We start from the raw sequence: 23,045 nt of genomic DNA on the forward strand, positions 1-23,045 counted from the left end.
CGCCTCGGACCGGCGGCTGTACACCCGCGGCCGGATGGCGCAGAGTCTCTGCCGGAGAAGACCATCGGCCAGGAGGTGTGATGACCGGCGAGGAAATCGTGCTCGGTCCCCTGCCCAAGGGGATCACGCCCGCCCGCGAGGGCATGCGGGACAAGGTGTGGAACGTGCTCGGCCACACCTACTCGATGAAGGCGGCCAGCGAGTCGAGCTTCGCGTTCGAGACCCTCGACCCGCCGGGGACCGGCGTGCCGCCGCACGTCCATCCGACCCAGGACGAGCACATCTACGTCCTGGAGGGCGTCTTCACGCTTTACCTCGACGGCAAATGGGAGACCGCGGGTCCCGGCGACACCGTGCGGATGCCGAAGGGCCTGCCGCACGCCTACTACAACCGCAGCGAGAGCATGACCCGCGGCCTGTTCTGGGTGAGCCCGGCCGGGCAGCTGGCGACGCTGTTCGACAAGCTGCACAACCTGACCGATCCGGCCGAGGTGGTCCGGGTGTCGGCGCTGCACGACGTCGACTTCCTGCCGCCCGGTTCGGTGGAGGGCGCCTGAACCGGCTCAGGCGCGGTTCACCTGTTGCGGGGACGCCCCGGAAACCCGCGCGTAGCCGCTGACGATCGCCTCGAGCGCCGCGGCGTCGATGACGTCCTCGAGCCGGTCGAAGCCGGCCGGCGCGCGCCGTTCGACCTCGTCGATCACGTTTTCCGGGCCGCCCTGGCGGTTGCGCAGCACGATTTCGCCGGTGGCCGCCAGCCGGTCGGCTTCGTACGCGCGCAGCGCCTCGACGGGATCGGCGTGCCGGCTCAGCTGCGAGGCGAGACTGGACGCGTCGAGAATCGCCTGGCCGGCGCCGTTGGACCCCATCGGGTACATCGGATGGGCGGCGTCGCCCAGCAGCGTCACGCGGCCGTGCGACCAGGCGGGCAGCGGGTCCCGGTCGCACATCGGGAACTCGAAGACCTCCTCGGTGGCCTCGACCAGCGCGGCGTGGTCGACCGCCGCGCACCGGAACCGCCCGACGTGCCGGGCCAGCTCTTCGCGGTCGCCGGGTTTGGCCCAGTCCTGCCGGTCCGGGGGAGGGGAGCCGGGTTCGCCGGTGCGGACGCAGACGGCCCAGTTCGTGAGCCGGGTGCCCGCGGACTTGCCCGGGCCGATCGGGTAGATCACCAGTTTGGCCGCGGTCCCGCCGGAGACGATCATCGAAGCGCCGCCGCCGAACTCCGGCCAGTCGGTGGCGCCGCGCCACATCAGGACCCCGTTCCAGCGGGGCGGTCCTTCGCCGGGGAACAGCAGGGAACGCGCGGCCGAGTGGATTCCGTCGGCCGCCACCAGCACCTCCGCGGCGACCGAGACCGGCTCGTCGCGGCCCCGCTCGGCGAAGTGCGCCCGGACGCCGTGCTCGTCCTGCTCGAATCCGGTCAGCCGGCACCCGGTCCGCACGGAGTCCGGGCCCAGCCGGGTCTGGACGGCCTGAAGCAGCATATTCCGCAGCCTGCCGCGGTGCAGGCAGTACTGGGGCAGCGCGAATCCGGCGTCCAGCCCGCACGGCTTGCGCAGGATGACCTGGCCGAGCCGGTGGGTGTAGAACAGCTCGCGGGTGCGGATCCCGATTTCGTCCAGCCGGTCGAGCAGCCCGAGCTCGGCGAGTTCCTTGACCGCGTGCGGCAAGGCGTTGATCCCGACGCCCAGTTCGCCGATCCGGGTGCTTTGCTCGTAGACGGCACATTCGATGCCTTCGCGGTGCAGCCGCAGGGCCGCGGTCAGCCCGCCGATGCCCGCCCCGACGATGACGACCTTCACCCGCAGCCTCCCGTCCTCGTCTGCCCAGGGTGGCCGAGCCGGGCCGGGCGCGCTACCGCCGACCGGAGGCGTCTCCCGTTCCCGGACGTGGACTGTCCACAGTGGAGTAAAGCGGGGGGCTGCGCTTCGCCGTGCGTGCCTCGGTTCGGCGGCGGTGTAGCGATTGGACAGACCGCGGCCGAGCAGGTGCGGTGCTTCGCGGTGGAAAAAAGCGGATCCTGCGGCGAGCTTGCCGACAGGTCCGCGGCGTCATGCGAGTGCTCTCGGGGAGCCGTGGCCCCGCCCGCCGCGGGACGGGGCCGGATATTCGGGCGGTCAGGCGTTGATCTGCTTGGCTTCGCTGCCGCCGCCGATGGCGATCTTGCGCGGCTTGGCCTGTTCGGCGATCGGCACCCGCAGGGTGAGCACGCCCGCGTCGTAGTCGGCTTTGATGCTGTCGGTGTCGAGGGTGTCGCCGAGGAACAGCTGCCGGGAGAACACCCCGCGCGGCCGCTCGGAGACCTGGACCTCCGCGTCCTCGCCGTAGCCGGGCCTGCGCTCGGCCCGCACGGTCAGCACGTTGCGCTCGACGTCCAGGTCGATCGACTCCGGCGCGACGCCGGGCAGGTCGAACTGCACCACGTAGTCGTTGCCGGACCGGTAGGCGTCCATCGGCATCACCGCCGGGCGGGTCGCGGTGCCGTTGCCGCCGAAGAACTGCTGGGTCAGCCGATCGAGCTCCCGGAACGGGTCAGTTCGCATCAACATGACCATGCGCCTCCCTTTCTCCTTCCCTCGTGCCCGCCGGCGCGGCGGGCGCTCGCTTCGTTCTCCACTCCGCTAACGACTCGCTCTGAATACTTGTTCCCGCGACTGCAGATTTTTTCGAGTCTGGACTGTCGGATCGCTGGTCTTCGCGGAGATCCGGCCCCGCCGGACGCAGCGGCGGGGCCGGTACCAGTTCGGGTGAAAAGCAACCGTGCTGAGTCAGGTCCGAGTCAGCGCTGCCGGATGCTGCGGGCGGCCGCGGGACCACGTCACGAGACGCGATGCCGGGGCTGTGCGAGCCTCCTCGGCCGAGCGTCGTGGCAGGCCTCCCGACCGGCAGCGGCGCGCTATCACCTCCCAGGCGAAGTCAGGATTTCGCGTTCCCGCTTCGCGGCGGAGGAGAACGTTCCCGGCGTTCGGGCGGCCACGCCCGCCACACGCTCGCCGGCACTCGCCGCCCGGCGGGGACCTCTGCTGGATACTGCGGACGGGAACCGTTGCCGCGCAACGGCGGGAACGCCGGCGCCTCGCCGAAACCGGCGGACACGATCGCCTCGAACTCGGCGCGCAGCCAGCCCGGATCCGCGCAGATCAGCTCCGCGAACTCGCGGGCGGCCGCGTCCTGGCGGCTGATGGTGTCCGGCATCGTCGATCACTCCCCGGCTACGGTGGTGCGGCACCCAGGTCAGTTCTCGCGTCTAGAATTTCTATAGCGCGGACTGGAGATTGTGTCAAGCAGTGGGTCGAGATAATCTTGACTCGTCCGGAGAGGAGGTGGGCGTGACCGGACTCGACAACCTCGACGACCAGGACTACCCGGCTTATACGACCGGGCAGGCCGCCGAAATGCTGGGCGTGCAGCAGGCTTTCCTGCGCAGCCTGGACTCCGCGGCGGTGGTCCGGCCGGAACGCTCCGGCGGCGGGCACCGCCGCTACTCGCGCCGCCAGCTGACCCAGGTGGTGCGGCTGCGCGAACAGCTGGACGAGGGGCATTCCCTGGCGTCGGCCGCCCGGATCATCGGCCTGGAGGACGAGCTCGCCGACGCCCACGACATCATCACCGGCCTCCGCGCCCGCCTGGACGAACAAGATCGCTGACCCGCGCCGGGCCCGGTGTCTCGCGGTGCCGGATCGGCAGAGGCGGCTTCCCTTGAAGAGTTGCCCTTGTACGGCAAGGCAATCGGCGTCGGCCAGGATCGTGCCGGAGCGCCCGCTCGCCGGAGGTCGGCGTGGTGGCTTCGCTGGCCCGGGGCGGGCCCGGTTGAATGACGGCATGTCGGTCGAGGACGTCGCGATGAGGTCTTTCAAGGTATTCGTCTCCTACGCCCACGATGACGAAGCGCATCGGGCGGCCGTCCGCAAGCTGGCGGAGCTGCTGGTGCGCAACGGGATCGACGCAGTCCTCGACCAGTGGGCCGAAAACGAGCGCAAGGACTGGGGCGCGTGGGCCAACCACCACATCACCACGTCCGACTTCGTCCTCGTCGTGGCCTCGCCCGCCTATCGCCGGGTAGGCGACGGCACCGCGCAGACCGCCGGCAACCGGGGAGCGCAGACGGAGACCGCGCTGATCCGCGACCTGGTGCACGGGCACCGGGAGACCTGGGTGCGGAAAATCCTGCCGGTCCTCCTGCCGGGCAGGTCCGTCGACGAGATTCCCCGCTTCCTCCAGCCGTTCTCCGCGGACCGCTACGAGATCCCGGCGCTGGACCAAAGCGGGATCGAAGGGTTGCTGCGCATCATCACCGGCCAGCCGAGCCGGGTGCCGCCGGCGCTCGGGCAGGTGCCGCATTTGCCGCCGCGTCCATTCGAGACAGCGGCTGGCAGCTTCTCGCCGGCTGGCGTCCAGGCGGTCGAACCGCGCTGGGCGGTGCTCGCCGAGCCCGCGGCAGTCCAGTGGCGTGCGGAGCTGGTGCGGGATCCTTGGGCAGCCCAAGCGGCGGCCGCGGTCGAACTCCACCTGGCTCCGGTCGGCACCGCGCCCCTGACGGCGGGCCGGCTGCGGGCGGTGGCGGGCACTTTGGCGGCAGCCGGACGCGCGCACGGCCTGTTCAGCATGGGCGAAGAGGTGCAGGACCGGGCAGACGGCTTGGCCGCGGCGTGGACGAGGGCTGGACGCGACGGCGGCGGCAGTGGCTTGGCGGTCCTGCGGAGCGGACAGCGCAGTGCGTGGTTCGCGTTGCCGACAGCCACTATCGGCAGCGTCCTCGACCAGCACGACGTCCAAGCGCGGTTGTCGGCTTCGCTCGTCGCGCTTGCCCAGCTGGAACTTCCTGATCCAGGCGAGGCCGCGCTCGCGATCGGCTTGGAGCCGTGCTCGCTGGTCTGGGAAGGATCGCTGGCCGACCGGCACAAGTCGACGGTCTCGATGCCCTTGCGGACGGCGGAGCATGCCCGGGTTCCTGCCGACGAGAAGCTGCCCTGGGCGGATCTGGCCGCTGCCCCGGACGCGGTGGCCGCGGAACTCACCGCACGCCTGATCGAGGCGTTCCGCAAGTCCTGACGGCGAAATCCCGGCTGCCGCCGCCTCGGTACTGTCTCCCCGTGACCGCCCCCGAGATCGTGCTCACCGCCGACCTGGTCCGCGACCTGCTCCGGGACCAGCATCCGGACCTCGCCGGCCTGCCGATCCGCGAGGTGCCGGGCGGCTGGGGCAACCAGATGTGGCGGCTCGGGGACGAACTGGCCGTCCGCGTGCAGCGCAATGACCCCACCCCGCAGCTGCAGCTCAAGGAACGGCGGTGGCTGCCGGTCCTGGCCCCGCGCCTGCCGCTCCCGGTGCCGGTGCCCGTGCGGTCCGGCGAACCCTCCGAGCGGTTCCCCAAGCACTGGACCGTGATGACCTGGGTTCCCGGCGAACCGCTCGACCACGGCACGATCAGCCGGGGCGAGCACGCGGCCGACACGCTGGCGGACTTCCTCCGGGCACTCCACGCCGAAGCCCCCGCCGACGCGCCGGTCTCCGCGGACCGCGGCGCTCATCCCCGCGACTGCACGGACGGCTTCGAGAAATTCCTCGAGGCGGTCGCCCTCGACGACCTCGCGGCCGACGTCCGGGCAGTCTGGGACGACGCCGCCGCGGCCGGTGCGTGGGAGGAGCCGCCCGGGTGGGTGCACGGCGACCTGCATCCGGCGAATGTCGTTGTCGCAGAAGGAACTCTCTCGGGCATCGTGGATTTCGGCGACCTGTTCGCCGGCGACCCGGCATGGGACCTCGCCGCCGCCTGGGTGGTGCTGCCCGAGGGCACGGCCGCGCGGTTCTTCGAGAGGTACGCGCGGGCGGACGAACCGGCGATCCGCCGCGCCCGCGGGCTCGCCGCGATGAAGAGCCTTTTCCTGATCCTCATGGGACAGAACGGGGACCGCGGCCTGCCCGGCGGCAAACCGCACTGGGGCCCCGCGGGCCGGGCGGCGCTGGACCGGGTGCTGAAGGGGCTGTGACGGATCAGTCCCACCACAGCACGACGGCCAGCCGGCGACGTGCGGCGTCCGGCGGAGAAGTCGCGCAGGACGGCGTGCTGCTGGGCCAGCTGTCCAGCCAGTTCGCCGCGCACTGTCCGCGCCAGCGAGCCCAACTGGGCCTCGACCCGATCCGGCTCCGACGGCACGACAGCGCGGACCGCTTCCGGGGCGATGCCGCGCAACGCTTCGGCGACCGCTGCGACCTGCCGGGGTTCCAGCGCGGTCACCGGATGCCCGTCGATCGAAGGGAGGAAGTCCCGGTAGGCCGGAGTGACTTCTTCGTCGCCGTCGAAGCCGCGCTGCAGCAGTGCGAGGGTCGATTCGGCGGCCCCGGTCAGCTTCCAAGCCGGTTTCAGGGTGACTGGCCACCAGTTCAAGTCGAGGCAGTCCTCCGGAACCGAGCAGAGTTCGTCCAGCGCTTCCGCCGATCCCGGCAGGCGGCGAGGTGCGTGACGGGAATGCGGGCGAGCTGCTGGGTCACGGCCATGCCGCGGAGTATGGCAAGGCGCGGCGTGCGCGCATCCGACCGGGCAATTCGAGCCGCCCGATTCAGCGCCACAGGGCCGCCGCCGCGCGGGCGTAGGCGGCGAAGGAGACCGGCGGCCGGCCGGTGATTCGCTGGACGTCGTCGGTCACTTCGGCGGCCCGGTCGTTGCGGATGCCTTCGTACATGGCGGCGTAGAAGTCGGCTACCTGACCGGGAATCCCTCCGCCCAGCATGGCTTCGCGGAACTCGGCCGGGTCCATCGCCCGGTACCGCACCGGCTTTCCCGCCGCGGCGCCCACGATCGCTGCCATGTCCGAAAAGGACAGTGAATCGGGTCCGGTCAGGGAGTAGGCCTTGTGCTCGTGCCCGTCCTCGGTCAGGGCGGCCGCGGCGACGGCGGCGATGTCCTCGACGGAGATCGGCGCCACCCGGCCGTCGCCCGCGGGGACCGCGACGACTCCGGTGCGGATGCCCTGCAGGATCGCGGGATGTTCGGAGAAGTTCTCGGCGAAGACGTTGGGGCGCAGGATCGTCGAGGGCACCGGCCCGGTCTCGAGGAGGCGTTCGGCCTCCTGCATCGGATAGTCCTCGCCGGAGAGATGCGCCGTCGCGGTCGACAGGTGGACCACCCGGCGGACCCCGGCCGCCTTGGCGTCGTCCAGCAATGCCGCGACCTCCGCCGCGGCGTCGGGTCTTATCGGGAACCACTGGTAGACCGCGTCCACGCCGTCCAGCGCGGGCGGGTAGGTCGCCGGGTCGTTCCAGTCGAAGCGGACCGGCGTCACCGGGCCCTGCCGGCTCCCCGGATTCCGGCTCGCCGTCCGGATCGCGTGCCCCCGTTCGGCCAGCAAGGACACCACGCGGCGTCCGGTGCGGCCGGTCGCGCCGAGAACAAGAACTGTGGCAGGCACGCGTTCCTCGCAAGGTAGGGTCGAATCGGCAACAGCATCACCGTAGGAATGGGTCATCGACGCGCGCCATGACAGTTCTCGACAGATTCATGTCCGATCGGCGCCGGGCCGGAGCGAATCGGGGACGGCGGGACCGGTGAAAGCGGCCGAGCGCGAGCGGGACCAGGTGGCCGACGTCGTGGGCGACATCGTCGCCGCCCTCCGGCGCGGCGGCGTGGTCTACGGCAGGGCGCTGCTGCGCGCCCCCTGGGGCATCGCGTTCGAGTCGCGGTCGATCGCCACGATCTACGTCGTGATCGCCGGTTCGCACGTTCTCCTCCCGGACGGCGGAGAGGCTCTGCAGCTCGCCCAGGGGGATGTCGCGTTGCTGCCGTCCGGGGCCGGGCACGTCGTCTCCGACGCCGCGGGCCGGCCGGCTCCCACCGTGCGCGAGCTGTTCGGCGCGGACCTGGAGGAGCTGTCGGCCACCGATCTCGTCATCGAGGGCGACGGTCCCGAGACCGTGCTGGTCTGCGGCGCGTACCTCCTCGAACCCGCGCCGCAGCACCCGTTCCTGGCCTCCTTGCCCGAGGTCGTGCACGTCACGGCGGACCAGATGCGCGGCACCTGCCTCGGCGCCGCCGTCCACTTGCTGACCACCGAGGTCGACCAAGCCGGCCGCGGCACGCCTGCCGTCGTGGCCTCGCTGCTCGACCTGCTGTTCACCTACACCCTGCGGTCCTGGTTCCTCGGCCAGCCCGACCAACTGGTCGGATGGGCCCGCGCGCTCCACGACCCCGCGGTGGGCCCCGCGCTCGCGCTCTTGCACGACGACCCCGGCAAGCCCTGGACGGTGGAGGCGCTCGCGCACGCCGTCGGCGTCCCGCGCGCCCGGTTCAGCCGCCGGTTCGCGTCGACCACCGGGCACACGCCCATGGAGTACCTCGGCATCTGGCGGATGACCGTGGCCGCCCGCCTGCTGCGCGAGGGCCGTGCCCCGCTGCGGCAGATCGCCCGGGAGGTGGGGTACGACTCAGAATTCGCGTTTGCGCGCGCTTTCAAGCGGGTCGTCGGGCACGCCCCCGGCCGTTATCGCGCGATGCACCATCGCACCGAAGGCGACGCCGATCCGCGGCGGTGACTCGCCGAAGGTATCCGGGACCGCTCCCCGGGGCCGGGAATTACGCTCCCCGCGCCGTCCCGCACCCCGATCGACGGAGGTCCGGTCATGCTCACATTCGTTCTCGTGCACGGTTCCTGGCACGACGGCTCGGCCTGGGACGCGGTCGTTCCCCGGCTGGAAGAACTCGGGCACGCCGCGTACTGCCCGACGATGGCAGGCCACGGCAAGGGCGTGGACAAGGCGGTCGGCCACGACGACTGCGTGCGGTCGGTCCAGCGGTTCGTCGTGGACCGCGATCTCGCGGACGTCGTGCTGGTCGGCCACAGTTTCGGCGGGACGGTGATCGCCCGGGTCGCCGAGGAGATCCCGGAGCGGCTGCGCCGCCTGGTCTTCTGGAACGCGTTCGTGCCGCGGCCGGGCACCAGCGTCGAGGACGATCTCCCGCCGCACTATCGCGAACTGTTCGCGCGCCTGGCCTCCGAATCGCCCGACAACACGGTGCTGCTGCCGTTCCCGATCTGGCGCGACGCGTTCATCCAGGACGCCGACTTCGACCGCGCGAGCGCCGTGTACCAGCAGTTGTCCCCGACGCCGTACCGGCCTTTCCTCGACCGGCTCGACCTGTCGAGGTTCTCCCGGCTGGAGATCGCCAAGAGCTACCTGAACTGCACCGACGACACGGCGCTCCCGCCCGGCGAATGGGGGTGGCACCCGCGGATGTCCGGACGCCTCGGCCCGCACCGGCTGGTGCAGCTGCCCGGCAGCCACGAAGCGCTCTTCACCAACCCCCGGCTGCTCGCTGAAAAGCTCGTCCACGCCGGACGGGATTGACGCGAGCATTCCCCCGGCTTGACGGAGGAAATGCGACTCGCCGTATTACGGCGTCAGCTCCACGGCTGGCTGAGGAATACGTAGCCGCGCTGGGCGCCGGCCTGCCGCCGTGCGTCAGCGACGTCCGGCCGCCCCTTGCGGCCGACGTCCTTCGAGGCCACGACCAGTCCCGCCGCGAGCAGGACGATGACGATTCCACCCAGGATGACGAATGCTTCGAGCATGGCTCCCCCTGACGGTCGGCTGTTCTTTCTCGTGAGCCGGTATCGCCAGACTAAGGCGAAGGGGAGCCGGCGGCGGGAAACTTGAGGATTATTTAGGCTGGTTCGAGCGGCATCGCGCTAGGTTGGAATATTCTTGGCGGAAATGCGCGGGAACGGCGCCGGGCACTGGCGCCGTTCCCGCGAGCAGAACCGGGTGAAGCGGACCGTCACCAGCCCCGCTCGGCGAGCCGGTGCGGTTCCGGCACGTCTTCGACGTTGATTCCCACCATCGCCTCGCCGAGGCCGCGCGACACCTTCGCCAGCACGTCGGGGTCGTCGTGGAAGGTGGTCGCCTTCACGATCGCCTCCGCGCGCTGCGCCGGGTTGCCGGACTTGAAGATGCCCGAGCCCACGAACACGCCCTCCGCGCCCAGCTGCATCATCATCGCCGCGTCGGCCGGGGTGGCGATGCCGCCCGCGGTGAACAGGACCACCGGCAGCTTGCCCGCTTCGGCCACTTCGCGGACCAGTTCGTACGGCGCCTGCAGTTCCTTGGCCGCGACGAACAGCTCGTCCTCGGGCAGCGACTGCAGGCGGCGGATCTCGGCGCGGATCTTGCGCATGTGCGTGGTCGCGTTCGAGACGTCGCCGGTGCCGGCCTCGCCCTTCGAGCGGATCATCGCCGCGCCCTCGGTGATCCGGCGCAGCGCTTCGCCGAGGTTGGTCGCGCCGCACACGAACGGCACGGTGAACGCCCACTTGTCGATGTGGTTGGCGTAGTCGGCGGGGGTGAGCACCTCGGACTCGTCGATGTAGTCGACGCCGAGCGACTGCAGCACCTGCGCCTCGACGAAGTGGCCGATCCGCGCCTTCGCCATGACCGGGATCGAGACCGCCTCGATGATGCCGTCGATCAGGTCCGGGTCGCTCATCCGGGCGACGCCGCCCTGCGCGCGGATGTCCGCGGGGACGCGCTCCAGCGCCATGACGGCGACCGCGCCCGCGTCCTCGGCGATCTTGGCCTGGTCGGCGGTCACGACGTCCATGATCACGCCGCCCTTGAGCATCTCCGCCATGCCGCGCTTCACCTTCGCGGTGCCGGTGACGGTCTGGGGTTCGGCGTTCTGCTGCTGCGACACCTTGCGGGCCTTTCTCGGGGGAGCGGAAGTGGTCTTCTCCTCCAGCGTAAGCCGCCGGTGGACCGCTGAGGCAGGCCATTGCGCGGCTATCTCGGAAGGCCACTTTCCGCGCGCAGAGATCCACGGGGGTTCGGTCACTTTTCCGCCGGGAAGCGTTGACCTGGGCCTTCCGGGACGGCCTACCATGGAAGACGGGAGCGGCCCGCGGAAGACGGGCGGTCCCGGCTTCGGTGGAGACCACCTTCGAGGTGGCCACTGACGACAGATTTCAGCAGTCCACTTCACGTCGGTCCAGGACGGGCCGCCGGGCGGGCGGCGGCCCCGGCGCCGCCCGCCTGACCTGCCCGGTTGCGCTCCGGGCGGCCCCCCTAAGCTGATGTGAACGTCTCACGGGAGGTTCGGTGGCGACAGCTACGGGAGCACGGCCGGCGGTCGGCGTGCTCGCCCTGCAAGGCGCCGTGCGCGAGCACGTCGCGATGCTGGAGAGCGCGGGGGCCCGCGCGGTTCCGGTGCGCCGCCCCTCCGAGCTGTCCGAAGTGGACGGCCTGGTGCTGCCCGGCGGGGAGTCCACCACGATGTCGCGGCTGCTCGAGACCTTCGAGCTGCTCGAACCGCTGCGCGAGCGGATCGCCGGCGGCCTTCCGGCGTTCGGCTCGTGCGCCGGGATGATCCTGCTGGCCCGCCAGGTGCTCGACGGGCGCCCGGACCAGCAGCAGCTCGGCGGCCTCGACGTGGTCGTGCGGCGCAACGCGTTCGGCAGGCAGGTCGACTCCTTCGAGGCCGACCTCCCGTTCGCCGGCCTGGACGGCGGGCCGCTGCGCGCGGTGTTCATCCGGGCCCCGTGGGTCGAGAAGGCGGGGGACGGGGTCGAGGTGCTGGCCACCGTGCCGGACCCGGAGGAGCCGCCGGACGGGCCGAGGGCGGATAGGATCGTCGCCGTCCGGCAGGGGGCGGTGGTGGCCACGGCGTTCCACCCGGAGATCACCCGGGACGAGCGCGTGCACCGGCTGTTCGTCGAGCTCGTGCGGAAAGCCTGAGCAAGGATTGCGGCGGCCGCGCCGGGAGGCACGCGGCCGCGGGAACAGATGGAGGAAAGATGAGCGGCCACTCCAAGTGGGCCACGACGAAGCACAAGAAGGCGAACCTCGACGCCAAGCGGGGCAAGCTTTTCGCGCGGCTGATCAAGAACATCGAGGTCGCCGCCCGCACCGGGACCGGGGGAGGGGACCCGGACGGCAACCCCACGCTGTACGACGCCATCCAGAAGGCGAAGAAGAACTCCGTCCCGCAGGACAACATCGAGCGCGCGCGCAAGCGCGGCGCCGGCGAGGAGGCGGGCGGCGCCGACTGGCAGACCATCACGTACGAGGGCTACGGCCCGAACGGCGTGGCGGTGCTGATCGAGTGCCTCACCGACAACAAGAACCGCGCCGCGATGGAGGTCCGCACCGCGCTCACGCGCAACAACGGCTCCCTCGCCGACCCGGGCTCGGTCGCCTACATGTTCAACCGCAAGGGCGTCGTGATCATGCCCAAGGGGGACGCGACCGAGGACGACGTCCTGATGGCGGTCCTCGACGCGGGAGCCGAGGAGGTCAACGATCTCGACGAGAACTTCGAGATCGTCTCCGAGGGCACCGACCTCGTGCCGGTCCGCAAGGCGCTGCAGGAGGCCGGGTTCGAGTACGAATCGGCCGAGCTGACCTTCCTCCCGTCGGTGAGCGTGCCGCTCGACGTCGAGGGCGCGAAGAAGGTCTTCAAGCTGATCGACGCCCTCGAGGACTGCGACGACGTGCAGAACGTGTACGCGAACTTCGACGTGTCCGACGAAGTCATGGCCGCGGTGGACTGATCCCGTCGCGACACGACACGGCCGCGCCCCGGCACTCCGGGGCGCGGCCGTTTTCGTCGGAGTTTTCCGTTGGCGCGCAAGGGAAAACGCGAAAATCCTTGGGGCGGGCGGAAAATGACCGGCGCGGGGACTGGGCTCGGGCGCGCGGGTGGGGCAGAATGGCCGCCGTGACGACCTCCGCCCTCACCGAGCAAGAGCAGAGCCTGATCGCCTGGATCGAGACCCAGGCAAGGGAACGGGGCAACGCGGTCATCGCCGTGCCCGCCGACGACCAAGGGGCCGGCTACTGCTTCACCGCGTGCGCGTGGGCGTTGCACAACGTGCCCGAGGCCGTCGTGATCGGGCTGCCCGACCACATGGCCCCGGTGCTGCTCGACGCGTACGTCGACCGCTCCGCCAACGGCGAGATCTTCGAGGTCGGCAAACGCTACGAGGATTTCTTCGAGGGCGCGCCGGTGGTCTTCGAACGCGTCGCGAAAGGCCACTACCCGGAGTACTTCGGGTCCGCGTTCCTCGTCTACCCGGACGGCGACTTCCCGGCGCTGCAGATGATCGTCGCGACGCCGGACGGGCATTTCCCGTGGCACGCCGACGCGCCCGAGGGCTTCGCCGAATGGCAGCCGGTGCTCACCGAAAGCGGAGACCCGGAAAGCTGGACGCCCGGGGTCGACGGCCCCTGACCCGGCTAACCAGCGCTCAGCGCGGCCAGATCGGCCGCGGCGTCGGGAAACCGCGCGGCCAGCGTCGCCGGATCCGCGAACTCCACGCAGTCGTCGGTATAGGGCGGCACCACCACCGTGCCGAGCAGGCTCCACGCACCCAGCGACACTGTCGCCTGCCACGTGCCGGCGGGCACGACCACCTGCGGGCGTTCCCCGGCGGCCACGTCGCTGCCCAGCACCGGGCGCGTCACCTCTCCGTCCGGACTCAGCAAGAGCATCCGGGCGGGCGCACCGGCGTGATGCACGAACACCTCGACCCGGTCGAGCCGGTGCGGCGCGGAGACCTCCGGCGCGGTGAGCAGGTAATAGATCGCCGAACCCTCGCCCGCGCGCCAGCTCTGCGCGAAGCGGCCGCCCTCCACCGGCAGCGGCTCCAGGCCCAGGTGCGCGACGAAATCCTCCGGTCCCGGCATGCCTCCATCGTGCTCGCGGACGGCTCCGTTCGCCAGGTCGTCGCCGGCGCCGGCACGGGTGCACGTGTGTTAGTGCGTGTCTGCGCGAGGCCAGCCGCTGCGACCGTTAGCCTGCATCTCGAACTGATGTTCGCGCGGGCGGAGGAGAAACGGTGCGGGTGCTCGGGGTCGACCCCGGTCTGACCAGGTGCGGTCTCGGCGTGGTCGACGGCGGCAAGGGCCGGTCGGTGCGCCCAGTCGCGGTCGGGGTCGTGCGCACGCCTGCCGACCAGGACCTCGCGCAGCGGCTGCTCGGCGTCGCGGACGAGGTGGAGCGCTGGCTCGACCGGTACCGGCCGGAAGCGGTGGCCGTCGAGCGGGTGTTCGCGCAGCACAACGTCCGCACCGCGATGGGCACCGCGCAGGCGGGCGGGGTCGTGGCGCTGGCGGCGGCGCGGCGCGGGCTGCCGGTCGTCTTCCACACGCCCAGCGAGGTCAAGGCCGCGGTCACCGGGTCCGGGCGCGCGGACAAAGCACAGGTCACCACAATGGTGATGCGGCTGCTCGGGCTGGAGGTCAAACCGCGTCCGGCGGACGCGGCCGACGCGCTCGCGCTCGCCATCTGCCACCTGTGGCGCGAGCCGATGCGGGTCCGGCTCGCCGAGGCCGAGGCCCGCGCGGCCGAGCTGGTCCGCGCCCACAAGGCCCGGCTGGCGGCCGCGGCCAAGGCGGCCGGATCGACCACGAAGCGGAACGAAACAGGAGCACGACGATGATCTCCTCGGTACGAGGCGAAGTGCTGTCCGTCGGGCTCGACCACGTGGTGGTCGAGGTCGGCGGCGTCGGCCTCGCCGTGCAGGCCACCCCGGCGACGCTGGCCACGCTGCGCCGCGGCGAGCAGACGCGGCTGCACACCGCGCTGGTCGTGCGCGAGGACTCGCTGACCCTCTTCGGGTTCGCCGAGGAGGACGCGCGCGAGCTGTTCGGCCTGCTCCAGACGGTGTCCGGGATCGGGCCGCGGCTCGCGCTGGCGACGCTGGCCGTGCTGGAGCCGGACAAGCTGCGCGCGGCGCTCGTCGAAGGCAACATCACCGTGCTCACCCAGGTGCCCGGCATCGGCCGCAAGGGCGCCGAGCGGCTCAGCCTCGAACTGCGGGACAAGGTGACCGCGCTTGGCGGGACCGCCGACGCCCCGGTGGTGACCGCGCCCGGCGCGCTGCGCGGCGAGGTGGTGGAAGCGCTGGCCGGGCTGGGCTTCCCGGCCAAACAGGCCGAGCAGGCGGTGGACAAGGTGCTGTCCGAGGGCGACGGGCACACCACGTCGTCGGTGCTGCGCGCGGCGCTGGCGCTGCTGGGCCGCAAGCGGTAGCAGCCGATGAACCACGAAGTGACCGAGTTCGACACCGGCGGGTACGAGCCGGGCGACGAAACGCTGTCCGCGCTCGCGCAGACCGGCGAACGCGACCTGGAAACGTCGCTCCGGCCCCGGAAACTCGACGAGTTCGTCGGCCAGGAACGCGTCCGCGAGCAGCTGGAGCTGGTGCTGGAGAGCGCCCGGCGGCGCGACGTGCCGCCGGACCACGTGCTGCTGTCCGGCCCGCCCGGCCTCGGCAAGACGAGCATGGCGATGATCGTCGCCGCCGAGCTGGGCGCGGCCATCCGGATCACCTCCGGGCCCGCCCTGGAACGCGCGGGCGACCTGGCCGCGATGCTGTCCAACCTCGCGCCCGGCGACGTCCTGTTCATCGACGAGATCCACCGGATCGCCCGGCCCGCCGAGGAAATGCTGTACCTGGCGATGGAGGACTTCCGGGTCGACGTGGTGGTCGGCAAGGGGCCCGGCGCGACCAGCATCCCGCTGGAGATTGCCCCGTTCACGCTGGTCGGGGCCACCACCCGGTCCGGTTCGCTGACCGGGCCGCTGCGCGACCGGTTCGGCTTCACCGGCCAGATGGAGTTCTACTCCGCGGCCGAGCTGGAACTGGTCGTCCGCCGCGCGGCGACGATCCTCGGCATCGAGATCGACCGCGACGGCTGCGCCGAGATCGCCGGCCGTTCGCGCGGCACCCCGCGCATCGCCAACCGGCTGCTGCGCCGGGTCCGCGACTACGCCGAGGTGCGCGCCGACGGCAAGGTGACGCTGGAGGTCGCGCAGGCCGCGCTGAAGGTCTACGACGTCGACGAGCTGGGCCTGGACCGGCTGGACCGGGCCGTGCTCGGCGCGCTGACCCGGTCGTTCGGCGGGGGGCCGGTGGGCATTTCGACGCTCGCGGTCGCCGTCGGCGAGGAGGCCACCACGGTCGAGGAGGTGTGCGAGCCCTACCTGGTCCGGGCCGGTATGCTCGCCCGCACTCCGCGCGGCCGGGTCGCGACCGCGGCCGCGTGGCAGCACCTCGGACTCGTGCCGCCCCCGGAGGCGGGACGGTCCGAGCAGGGCGGTCCCACGCTGTTCGACCAGGCCTGACAAGGGCGGACAGCGGCCCGGGTGGTGGCGTTTCCGCCGGTACCTGGCACACTCGAACACAGCACATCCGTCGAAACCGGACGCGGGCAGCCGAGAAAGGCGTCCGTCGAGGAGAGTCATGAACCAGTTACTGCTGCCGTTGCTGCTGCTGCTCGTGGTGGCCGTGCCGCTCGTCATGGGCACCCGCAAGCAGAAGAAGCAGCAGGCGGCTCAGCAGGAGATGCAGAACAGCATCGCCCCGGGCGACCGCGTGATGACCACGTCGGGCCTGTACGGCACCGTCGCCGACACGAGCAGCGAAACCACGATCGACATCGAGATCGCGCCGGGCGTCGTCACCACCTGGCTGCGCCTCGCGGTGCGCGAGAAGGTCGAGCCGGTCGTCGAGACCGAGGAGAACGAGGACCCGGCCGAGACCGCGGCCCTCGAGCCGGCCCCGGAGACCGCCGCGGCCTCGTCGGAGGCCCCGGCCCAGGAGTCGATCTCCGCCGAGGAGAAGCAGACCTCCGGTGCGCAGGTGGCGCCCCCGCTCGAGCACGGGAAGAAGTAGCCTCCGCGCTTCACCGGGCAGTGATCCGCCCACAGCCTACGAAAGTCGGTACGGGCGAACGCCGGGCTCACGCAGCACCGAGTACTGTCTCGGTGCTGCGTGCGTGTCCGCCGTCATAGTTCACGCCCAGCCGCGTCCGGGGGACCCCCTTCCGGCTCGCGCACCCGAACCACTTGGGGTCCATCCAGTCCGTGCCAGTTCGAGGAGACCGAAGCACAGTGGCACCATCGGCCGGGCATCTCCGCCCGGGACGCTATCTCGCCTTCTTCGCCCTGATCGTGGTCGTGCTGTACGCCTTGGTGTTCTTCACCGGCAGCGGCAAAGCGACGCCGAAACTCGGCATCGACCTGCAGGGCGGCACCCGGGTCACGCTCACCGCGCGCACGCCCGACGGCGGCCAGCCCACCCGCGATTCGCTGAACCAGGCGCGCCAGATCATCGAGACCCGCGTCAACGGGATCGGCGTCGGCGGCACCGAGGTGGTGCTCGACGGCAACAACATCGTGATCACCGTGCCGGGCGAGCAGGGCGACGAGGCGAAGAACCTGGGCCGGACCGCCAAGCTCGGGATCCGCGAGGTGATCACCTCGGTCCCGAACGCCCCGGCCGCGCCGCCGTCGGCTCCCGCTTCCGGAGCCCCGGGCGCTTCCGGGACCCCGAGCGCGCCGGCGACCGCGCCGAGCAAGCCCGGCGGCGGCGGGGGAGCGGAAGGCGCCCCGGCGCAGCAGCCGCCGAGCACGACGCCCTCGGCCCCGGCCAGCGGCCAGAACGCGGGCAAGAACCCGATCGAGGAAGCCCGCGCCGTGCGCCAGGCTCCCGCGCTGATGCCGAAGGACCCGAAGAACCAGCAGGAGGCCGCCGCCGCGCAGGCCGCGCAGCAGAAGGCGCTCGCCGCGCTCACCTGCGCGCCGAACGCCGCGGACCCGCTGGAGGGCAACGACCTGCCCAACCAGCCGCTGGTCACTTGCGGCGACAAGGACGCCACCAAGTACGTGCTCGGCCCGGAGATCATCCCCGGCACCGAGATCGCGAACGCCAACTCCGGCTACGACCAGCAGCGCGGCCAGTGGATCGTCGACCTGAGCTTCAAGAGCGCGGGCGGCAAGACCTGGGGCGACTTCACGTCGGCCAACATCGGCAAGCAGGCGGCGTTCGTGCTCGACACGGACGTGGTCTCCGCGCCGACCGTGCAGAACGCCATCCTCGGCGGCAACACGCAGATCACCGGCAAGTTCACCCAGACCGACGCGAAGAACCTGGCGGACATCCTCAAGTACGGCTCGCTGCCGCTGTCGTTCGATTCGTCCGACGCCACCACGGTGTCCGCGACGCTCGGTTACGCCTCGCTGCAGGCCGGCCTGATCGCCGGCGCGATCGGCCTCGCCGTCGTGTTCGTCTACTGCCTGTTCTACTACCGGCTGCTCGGCATCCTCACGATCTGGTCGCTGGTGCTGTCCGGCCTGCTCGTGTACGCGGTGCTGGTGCTGCTCGGCCGCTGGATCGGGTACACGCTCGACCTCGCGGGCGTCGCCGGCCTGATCATCGCGATCGGCATCACCGCGGACTCGTTCGTCATCTACTTCGAACGCCTGAAGGACGAGATCCGGGAGGGCCGCACGTTCCGGTCCGCGGTGCCGCGAGGGTGGGCGCGGGCGAGGCGCACGATCCTGGCCTCGGACGCGGTCAGCTTCCTCGCCGCCGCGATCCTGTACGTCATCGCGGTCGGCGACGTGCAGGGCTTCGCGTTCACCCTCGGCATGTCGACGGTGCTCGACCTGGTGGTCGTCTACCTGGTCACGCATCCGCTCGTGGCGATGGTGTCGACCTCGAAGTCGAAGTTCCTGTCCAATCCCCGGAATCTCGGCCTCGGCGCCGTCCAGAAGCTCGGCTCGCAGCGCAAGTCCACGCGCCCCGCTCCCGGCCGTCGCGCGAACGTGAAGGAGGCCTGACGTGAGCGACGAAACCGCAGGCGTCACCTCGGACAGCCCCGAAGGCTCGAACAGCCCGGGCGGCACCGGCAGCACCGCGAGCGCGGCGGCCAAGCCGGCCAAGAAGGAGAGCTTCTTCCACCGGCTCTACGTCGGCACCGGCGCGGTCGACATCGTCGGCGCGCGCAAGCGCTGGTACATCTTCTTCTCGCTGCTGCTCCTGGTGTGCATCGGCTCGATGATCTTCCGCGGCTTCAACGTGGGCATCGAGTTCGAGGGCGGCACGCAGATCCAGCTGCCCGCGCACGGCACGCACGGCCAGATCACCCAGGACCAGGTGATCAAGTCGTTCAACGCCGCGCTGGGCGAGGCTCCGGCGGAGACCCAGACGGTCGGCACCGGCAACGCCTCGACCATCCAGACCCGCTCCGAGACGCTGACCGCCGACCAGGTGGCGAAGGTCAAGAAGCAGATCTTCGAGGACCTGGGCCCGATCGGCAGCAACGGCAAGTCGAGCGAGCAGGCGATCAGCGACAGCGCGGTGAGCGCGTCGTGGGGCGACGAGATCTCGCGCCAGGCCCTGATCGCGCTCGCCGTGTTCCTGGTCGCCGTCGTGATCTTCCTGGCGATCTACTTCGACACCCGGATGGCGTTCGCGGCGCTCGTCTCGCTGCTGCACGACATCGTGGTGACCGCGGGCGTGTACTCGCTCGTGGGCTTCGAGGTCACGCCCGCGACGGTGATCGGCCTGCTCACGATCCTCGGGTTCTCGCTGTACGACACCGTGGTGGTGTTCGACAAGGTCCGGGAGAACACCCGCGGCCTGCTCGGCCTGTCGCGGCGCACGTACGCGGAGGCGGCGAACCTGGCGCTGAACCAGACCCTGATGCGGTCGTTCAACACCGCGTTCATCGCCCTGCTGCCGATCCTGGGCCTGCTGATCGTCGGCTACCTCCTGCTCGGCTCGGGCACGCTGCAGGACCTGGCGCTGGTGCAGCTCACCGGCACCTTGGTCGGCGTCCTGTCGTCGGTCGCGCTGGCGACGCCGCTGCTGGTCGACTTCAAGATGCGCGACCCGCAGTACCGCCAGCAGGCCGAACGCGTGGCGGCCCGCCGGGCGAAGGCCGCGAAGCGCGAGGCGGACAACGACTTCGACGCGAACGACGAGGACCAGCTGGCCGCCGAACTCCGCAAGGAAAAGGCGATGGCCGCCGCGGCGGGCGTCCCGGCACGGCACCCGAAGCAGCGCCCGTCGGGGAAGAAGAAGCGCTGACCCCGATGAAGCTCGACGAGGCACTGGACCTGATCGCCGAGGTCCCGGACTTCCCGGAGCCAGGCGTCCTGTTCCGCGACCTGAGCCCGCTGTTCGCCGACGGCCCCGGCTTCGCCGAAGTCGCCGACGCCCTGGCGGGCACCCTCGACCCGGCCGCCGACCTGGTGGCCGGAGTCGAGGCCCGCGGCTTCCTGCTGGCCGCGGCAGTCGGCTACTCCCGGGGCATGGGCGTGGTGCTGGTCCGCAAACCCGGCAAGCTCCCGTCCGTAGCAGGCCGAGTGGACTACGCGCTTGAGTACGGCACGGCAAGCGTCGAACTCCCAGCAGACGTAGTAAAAACCGGCCAGCGCATCGCGATCATGGACGACGTCCTGGCCACCGGCGGCACAGTGGCGGCAACCGCGAAACTCCTGGAAGACGCAGGCGCCACAGTCACCGGAATATCGGTAGTGCTGGAACTGGAAGCCCTGAACGGCCGCTCCGCCCTGGACGCCCGCCCCGTCCACGCACTCCGCACCGTCTGACCGGTCTGTGCTGGGTTCCCAGCACGTCCCTAAAACCGCACCGCTGCACCCAAAGAGCGAGGCACCCAGCCCCTGCCCCAACCCCGATACGAAGCCTCCCTGCGGTTCGGGGGTGCTTGTCAAGGCATCTTTCCCGCCTTGACAAGCACCCCCGAACCGTCAGCACAATGAAAAATCGGGGTGCCCCACGCAACCAAGGGACGGCAATGTCGCCGCCAGGCGACGAGCCGCAACGGCACGTCACCAGACCAGCCACCGGACCAACCGGTTACCCTGAAGGTTCGAGGCCGCACGAAGCAGCTGGAGGTGCGGGTGAGCCAAGAGCTCGACGCCAATGTCCCCGCGAAGGGCGGCGCGACCGCCGCGGATGCCGGGGTCCGGGCCAACGGAGCCGCGCCCAACCCCTCCGCGACCCGCCGCGTCCGCGCGCGCCTGGCCCGCCGCATCACCGCCCAGCGAGCGGCCCCGGTCAAGCAGGTCCTGGAACCCCTGGCCGTCATCCACCGCGAACTCCACCCGAACTCCGACCTGGGCCAGCTCCAACGCGCCTACGACGTAGCCGAAGAACTCCACCGCGAACAACGCCGCAAATCCGGCGACCCGTACATCACCCACCCCCTCGCCGTCGCCACCATCCTCGCCGAACTGGGCATGGACACCACCACCCTCGTCGCAGCCCTCCTGCACGACACGGTGGAGGACACCGGCTACTCCCTGGAACAGCTGAAGGCCGATTTCGGCGACAAGGTCGGCGAACTGGTCGACGGCGTCACGAAGCTGGACAAGGTCAAACTAGGCACCTCAGCCGAAGCGGAGACCATCCGCAAAATGGTGATCGCGATGGCGAAGGACCCGCGCGTCCTGGTCATCAAGCTCGCCGACCGGCTGCACAACATGCGCACGATGCGCTTCCTGCCGCCGGAGAAGCAGGCCCGCAAGGCGCGCGAGACGCTCGAGGTGCTCGCCCCGCTGGCGCACCGGCTCGGCATGGCCACGGTGAAGTGGGAGCTGGAAGACCTCGCGTTCGCGATCCTGCAGCCGAAGAAGTACGACGAGATCGTGCGGCTGGTCGCCGACCGCGCGCCCTCGCGCGACACCTACCTGCGCAAGGTGATCGCGGACCTGACGAACAACCTGGTGTCGTCGCGGATCACCGCGAAGGTCGAGGGACGGCCGAAGCACTACTACTCGATCCACCAGAAGATGATCGTCCGCGGCCGCGACCTGGACGACATCCACGACCTGGTCGGCGTGCGGATCCTGGTCGAGGACGTGCGCGACTGCTACGCCGCGATGGGCGTGGTGCACGCGCTGTGGCAGCCGGTCCCGGGGCGGTTCAAGGACTACATCGCGCAGCCGCGGTTCGGCGTGTACCAGTCGCTGCACACCACGGTGATCGGGCCGGACGGCAAACCGCTCGAGGTGCAGATCCGCACCTACGACATGCACCGCACCGCCGAGTACGGCATCGCCGCGCACTGGCGGTACAAGGAAACCAAGGGCACGCACGCCAGCAACAACGCGATGGAGCTCGACGAGATCGCGTGGATGCGGCAGCTGCTCGACTGGCAGCGCGAGGCCGCGGACCCGGGCGATTTCCTCGAATCGCTGCGCTACGAACTGGCCGCGCGCGAGATCTTCGTGTTCACGCCGAAGGGCGACGTGATCACGCTGCCCGCGGATTCGACGCCGGTGGACTTCGCGTACGCGGTGCACACCGAAGTCGGCCACCGCTGCATCGGCGCCCGCGTGAACGGCCGGCTGGTCGCGCTCGAGCGGAAGCTCGAGAACGGCGAGGTCGTCGAGATCTTCACGTCCAAGGCGGAAAGCGCCGGGCCGAGCCGCGACTGGCTGCAGTTCGCCGGTTCGCCGAAGGCGCGGGCGAAGATCCGGCAGTGGTTCGCGAAGGAACGCCGCGACGAGGCGATCGACGCGGGCAAGGAAGCCATCACCAAGGAGATCCGCAAGGTCGGGCTGCCGATCCAGCGGCTCGTGTCGGCGGAGTCGATGGGCTCGGTGGCCACGGAATTGCGGCATGGCGACATTTCGTCGCTGTACGCGGCCGTCGGCGAGGGCCACACCAGCGCGAAGCACGTGGTGCAGCGGCTGGTCGCGTTGATCGGCGGGGTCGAGGAGGCCGAGGAGGAGCTGGCCGAACGGGCCACGCCGTCCACGGTCACGCGCCGCCGCGGCTCGAACGACGTCGGCGTCATCGTGAAGGGCGCGAGCGACGTCTGGGCGAAGCTGGCGCGCTGCTGCACGCCGGTGCCGGGCGACGAGATCCTCGGCTTCGTGACGCGCGGCGGCGGCGTGAGCGTGCACCGGACGGACTGCACGAACGCCGACGACCTGCGGACCCAGCCGGAGCGGCTGGTCGAGGTGGAGTGGGCGCCGTCGTCGTCCTCGGTGTTCCTGGTGGCGATCCAGGTCGAGGCGCTCGACCGGCACCGGCTGCTGTCCGACGTTACGAAGGTGCTGGCGGACGAGAAGGTCAACATCCTGTCCGCCTCGGTGACGACCTCGCGGGACCGGGTGGCGGTGAGCCGGTTCTCGTTCGAGATGGGCGACCCGAAGCACCTCGGGCACGTGCTGAAGGTCGTGCGCGGGGTCGAGGGCGTGTACGACGTGTACCGGGTGACTTCGGCTTCGTAGG

At 70.9% G+C, this 23,045-nt stretch carries 24 protein-coding genes; 17 read left to right on the forward strand and 7 right to left on the reverse strand.

The window, feature by feature from the left end; all coding sequences use genetic code 11:
- The first annotated feature begins 80 nt into the window (after positions 1-80).
- The gene (locus tag F9C11_RS25515) at positions 81-557 is read left to right on the forward strand and encodes a cupin domain-containing protein (protein ID WP_409179876.1); all 477 of its coding nucleotides are present in this window, start codon (positions 81-83) and stop codon (positions 555-557) included.
- A 6-nt stretch (positions 558-563) separates the two neighbouring features.
- Here F9C11_RS25515 and F9C11_RS25520 read toward each other — a convergent pair whose 3' ends face one another.
- The 3 genes from F9C11_RS25520 to F9C11_RS25530 all read right to left on the reverse strand — a co-directional run bounded on the left by F9C11_RS25520 (position 564) and on the right by F9C11_RS25530 (position 3,198).
- The gene (locus F9C11_RS25520) at positions 564-1,805 is read right to left on the reverse strand and encodes a flavin-dependent oxidoreductase (protein ID WP_409179877.1); all 1,242 of its coding nucleotides are present in this window, start codon (positions 1,803-1,805) and stop codon (positions 564-566) included.
- Positions 1,806-2,120: 315 nt separating this feature from the next.
- Entirely contained in the window at positions 2,121-2,552 is a 432-nt protein-coding gene (locus F9C11_RS25525; protein ID WP_409179878.1) for an Hsp20/alpha crystallin family protein, read from the reverse strand.
- A gap of 367 nt (positions 2,553-2,919) precedes the next feature.
- Positions 2,920-3,198 carry a hypothetical protein gene (locus tag F9C11_RS25530; protein WP_409179879.1) on the reverse strand — a complete coding sequence of 93 codons (279 nt, stop codon included), beginning with the start codon at positions 3,196-3,198 and terminating at the stop codon, positions 2,920-2,922.
- Between the two features lie 134 nt (positions 3,199-3,332).
- Between F9C11_RS25530 and F9C11_RS25535 the strand changes: the two genes are divergently transcribed.
- From F9C11_RS25535 to F9C11_RS25545, 3 genes are all read left to right on the forward strand, one after another.
- A complete protein-coding gene (locus tag F9C11_RS25535; protein ID WP_409179880.1) occupies positions 3,333-3,650 on the forward strand; it encodes a helix-turn-helix domain-containing protein in 318 nt (105 codons plus the stop codon).
- Between the two features lie 196 nt (positions 3,651-3,846).
- On the forward strand, positions 3,847-5,055 hold the full coding sequence (locus tag F9C11_RS25540) for an SEFIR domain-containing protein (protein ID WP_409179881.1): 1,209 nt from the start codon (positions 3,847-3,849) through the stop codon (positions 5,053-5,055).
- A 41-nt stretch (positions 5,056-5,096) separates the two neighbouring features.
- On the forward strand, positions 5,097-5,993 hold the full coding sequence (locus tag F9C11_RS25545) for a phosphotransferase (protein ID WP_409179882.1): 897 nt from the start codon (positions 5,097-5,099) through the stop codon (positions 5,991-5,993).
- Positions 5,994-6,563: 570 nt separating this feature from the next.
- Here the strand turns inward: F9C11_RS25545 and F9C11_RS25550 are convergent.
- Positions 6,564-7,412: an NmrA family NAD(P)-binding protein gene (locus tag F9C11_RS25550; RefSeq protein WP_409179883.1), complete on the reverse strand. Its 849-nt coding sequence runs from the start codon at positions 7,410-7,412 to the stop codon at positions 6,564-6,566.
- A gap of 136 nt (positions 7,413-7,548) precedes the next feature.
- On the opposite strand from F9C11_RS25550, the gene F9C11_RS25555 reads away from it, so the two are divergent.
- Together F9C11_RS25555 and F9C11_RS25560 are read left to right on the forward strand one after the other, a co-directional pair.
- Positions 7,549-8,532 carry an AraC family transcriptional regulator gene (locus tag F9C11_RS25555; protein WP_409179884.1) on the forward strand — a complete coding sequence of 328 codons (984 nt, stop codon included), beginning with the start codon at positions 7,549-7,551 and terminating at the stop codon, positions 8,530-8,532.
- Positions 8,533-8,619: 87 nt separating this feature from the next.
- A complete protein-coding gene (locus tag F9C11_RS25560; protein ID WP_409179885.1) occupies positions 8,620-9,345 on the forward strand; it encodes an alpha/beta fold hydrolase in 726 nt (241 codons plus the stop codon).
- 53 nt (positions 9,346-9,398) lie between these two features.
- On the opposite strand, the gene F9C11_RS25565 is transcribed toward F9C11_RS25560, so the two are convergent.
- Entirely contained in the window at positions 9,399-9,569 is a 171-nt protein-coding gene (locus F9C11_RS25565) for a hypothetical protein (protein WP_409179886.1), read from the reverse strand.
- A gap of 206 nt (positions 9,570-9,775) precedes the next feature.
- Positions 9,776-10,687, reverse strand: a complete 912-nt coding sequence (gene pdxS, locus F9C11_RS25570; protein ID WP_009079327.1) for a pyridoxal 5'-phosphate synthase lyase subunit PdxS — start codon at positions 10,685-10,687, stop codon at positions 9,776-9,778.
- A 401-nt stretch (positions 10,688-11,088) separates the two neighbouring features.
- Between pdxS and pdxT the strand changes: the two genes are divergently transcribed.
- The 3 genes from pdxT to F9C11_RS25585 all read left to right on the forward strand — a co-directional run bounded on the left by pdxT (position 11,089) and on the right by F9C11_RS25585 (position 13,219).
- Entirely contained in the window at positions 11,089-11,724 is a 636-nt protein-coding gene (gene pdxT / locus F9C11_RS25575; protein ID WP_409179887.1) for a pyridoxal 5'-phosphate synthase glutaminase subunit PdxT, read from the forward strand.
- 59 nt (positions 11,725-11,783) lie between these two features.
- Entirely contained in the window at positions 11,784-12,539 is a 756-nt protein-coding gene (locus tag F9C11_RS25580; RefSeq protein ID WP_009079324.1) for a YebC/PmpR family DNA-binding transcriptional regulator, read from the forward strand.
- 158 nt (positions 12,540-12,697) lie between these two features.
- Positions 12,698-13,219, forward strand: a complete 522-nt coding sequence (locus F9C11_RS25585; protein WP_409179888.1) for a DUF4262 domain-containing protein — start codon at positions 12,698-12,700, stop codon at positions 13,217-13,219.
- 5 nt (positions 13,220-13,224) lie between these two features.
- Here the strand turns inward: F9C11_RS25585 and F9C11_RS25590 are convergent, their stop codons facing one another.
- On the reverse strand, positions 13,225-13,674 hold the full coding sequence (locus tag F9C11_RS25590) for a cupin domain-containing protein (RefSeq protein ID WP_409179889.1): 450 nt from the start codon (positions 13,672-13,674) through the stop codon (positions 13,225-13,227).
- A gap of 152 nt (positions 13,675-13,826) precedes the next feature.
- Between F9C11_RS25590 and ruvC the strand changes: the two genes are divergently transcribed.
- The 8 genes from ruvC to F9C11_RS25630 all read left to right on the forward strand — a co-directional run bounded on the left by ruvC (position 13,827) and on the right by F9C11_RS25630 (position 23,044).
- Complete coding sequence (gene ruvC / locus F9C11_RS25595; RefSeq protein ID WP_409179890.1) at positions 13,827-14,429, forward strand: crossover junction endodeoxyribonuclease RuvC; 603 nt, start codon at positions 13,827-13,829, stop codon at positions 14,427-14,429.
- Complete coding sequence (gene ruvA, locus F9C11_RS25600; RefSeq protein WP_409179891.1) at positions 14,426-15,022, forward strand: Holliday junction branch migration protein RuvA; 597 nt, start codon at positions 14,426-14,428, stop codon at positions 15,020-15,022. The genes ruvC and ruvA overlap by 4 nt, the downstream gene beginning before the upstream one ends.
- Positions 15,023-15,028: 6 nt before the next feature.
- Positions 15,029-16,117 carry a Holliday junction branch migration DNA helicase RuvB gene (gene ruvB / locus F9C11_RS25605; RefSeq protein ID WP_409179892.1) on the forward strand — a complete coding sequence of 363 codons (1,089 nt, stop codon included), beginning with the start codon at positions 15,029-15,031 and terminating at the stop codon, positions 16,115-16,117.
- A gap of 118 nt (positions 16,118-16,235) precedes the next feature.
- The gene (gene yajC, locus F9C11_RS25610; protein WP_409179893.1) at positions 16,236-16,667 is read left to right on the forward strand and encodes a preprotein translocase subunit YajC; all 432 of its coding nucleotides are present in this window, start codon (positions 16,236-16,238) and stop codon (positions 16,665-16,667) included.
- A gap of 218 nt (positions 16,668-16,885) precedes the next feature.
- Positions 16,886-18,616 (forward strand): protein translocase subunit SecD, encoded by a 1,731-nt coding sequence (gene secD / locus F9C11_RS25615; RefSeq protein ID WP_409179894.1) that lies wholly within the window; start codon positions 16,886-16,888, stop codon positions 18,614-18,616.
- Between the two features lies 1 nt (position 18,617).
- Positions 18,618-19,868 carry a protein translocase subunit SecF gene (gene secF / locus F9C11_RS25620; RefSeq protein WP_409179895.1) on the forward strand — a complete coding sequence of 417 codons (1,251 nt, stop codon included), beginning with the start codon at positions 18,618-18,620 and terminating at the stop codon, positions 19,866-19,868.
- A 5-nt stretch (positions 19,869-19,873) separates the two neighbouring features.
- Positions 19,874-20,392, forward strand: a complete 519-nt coding sequence (locus F9C11_RS25625) for an adenine phosphoribosyltransferase (RefSeq protein ID WP_409179896.1) — start codon at positions 19,874-19,876, stop codon at positions 20,390-20,392.
- Positions 20,393-20,704: 312 nt separating this feature from the next.
- The gene (locus F9C11_RS25630; protein ID WP_409179897.1) at positions 20,705-23,044 is read left to right on the forward strand and encodes a RelA/SpoT family protein; all 2,340 of its coding nucleotides are present in this window, start codon (positions 20,705-20,707) and stop codon (positions 23,042-23,044) included.
- The last annotated feature ends 1 nt before the right edge of the window (position 23,045 follow it).

The sequence above is a fragment of the Amycolatopsis sp. VS8301801F10 genome (genome assembly GCF_046195355.1).
Classification (GTDB): domain Bacteria; phylum Actinomycetota; class Actinomycetes; order Mycobacteriales; family Pseudonocardiaceae; genus Amycolatopsis.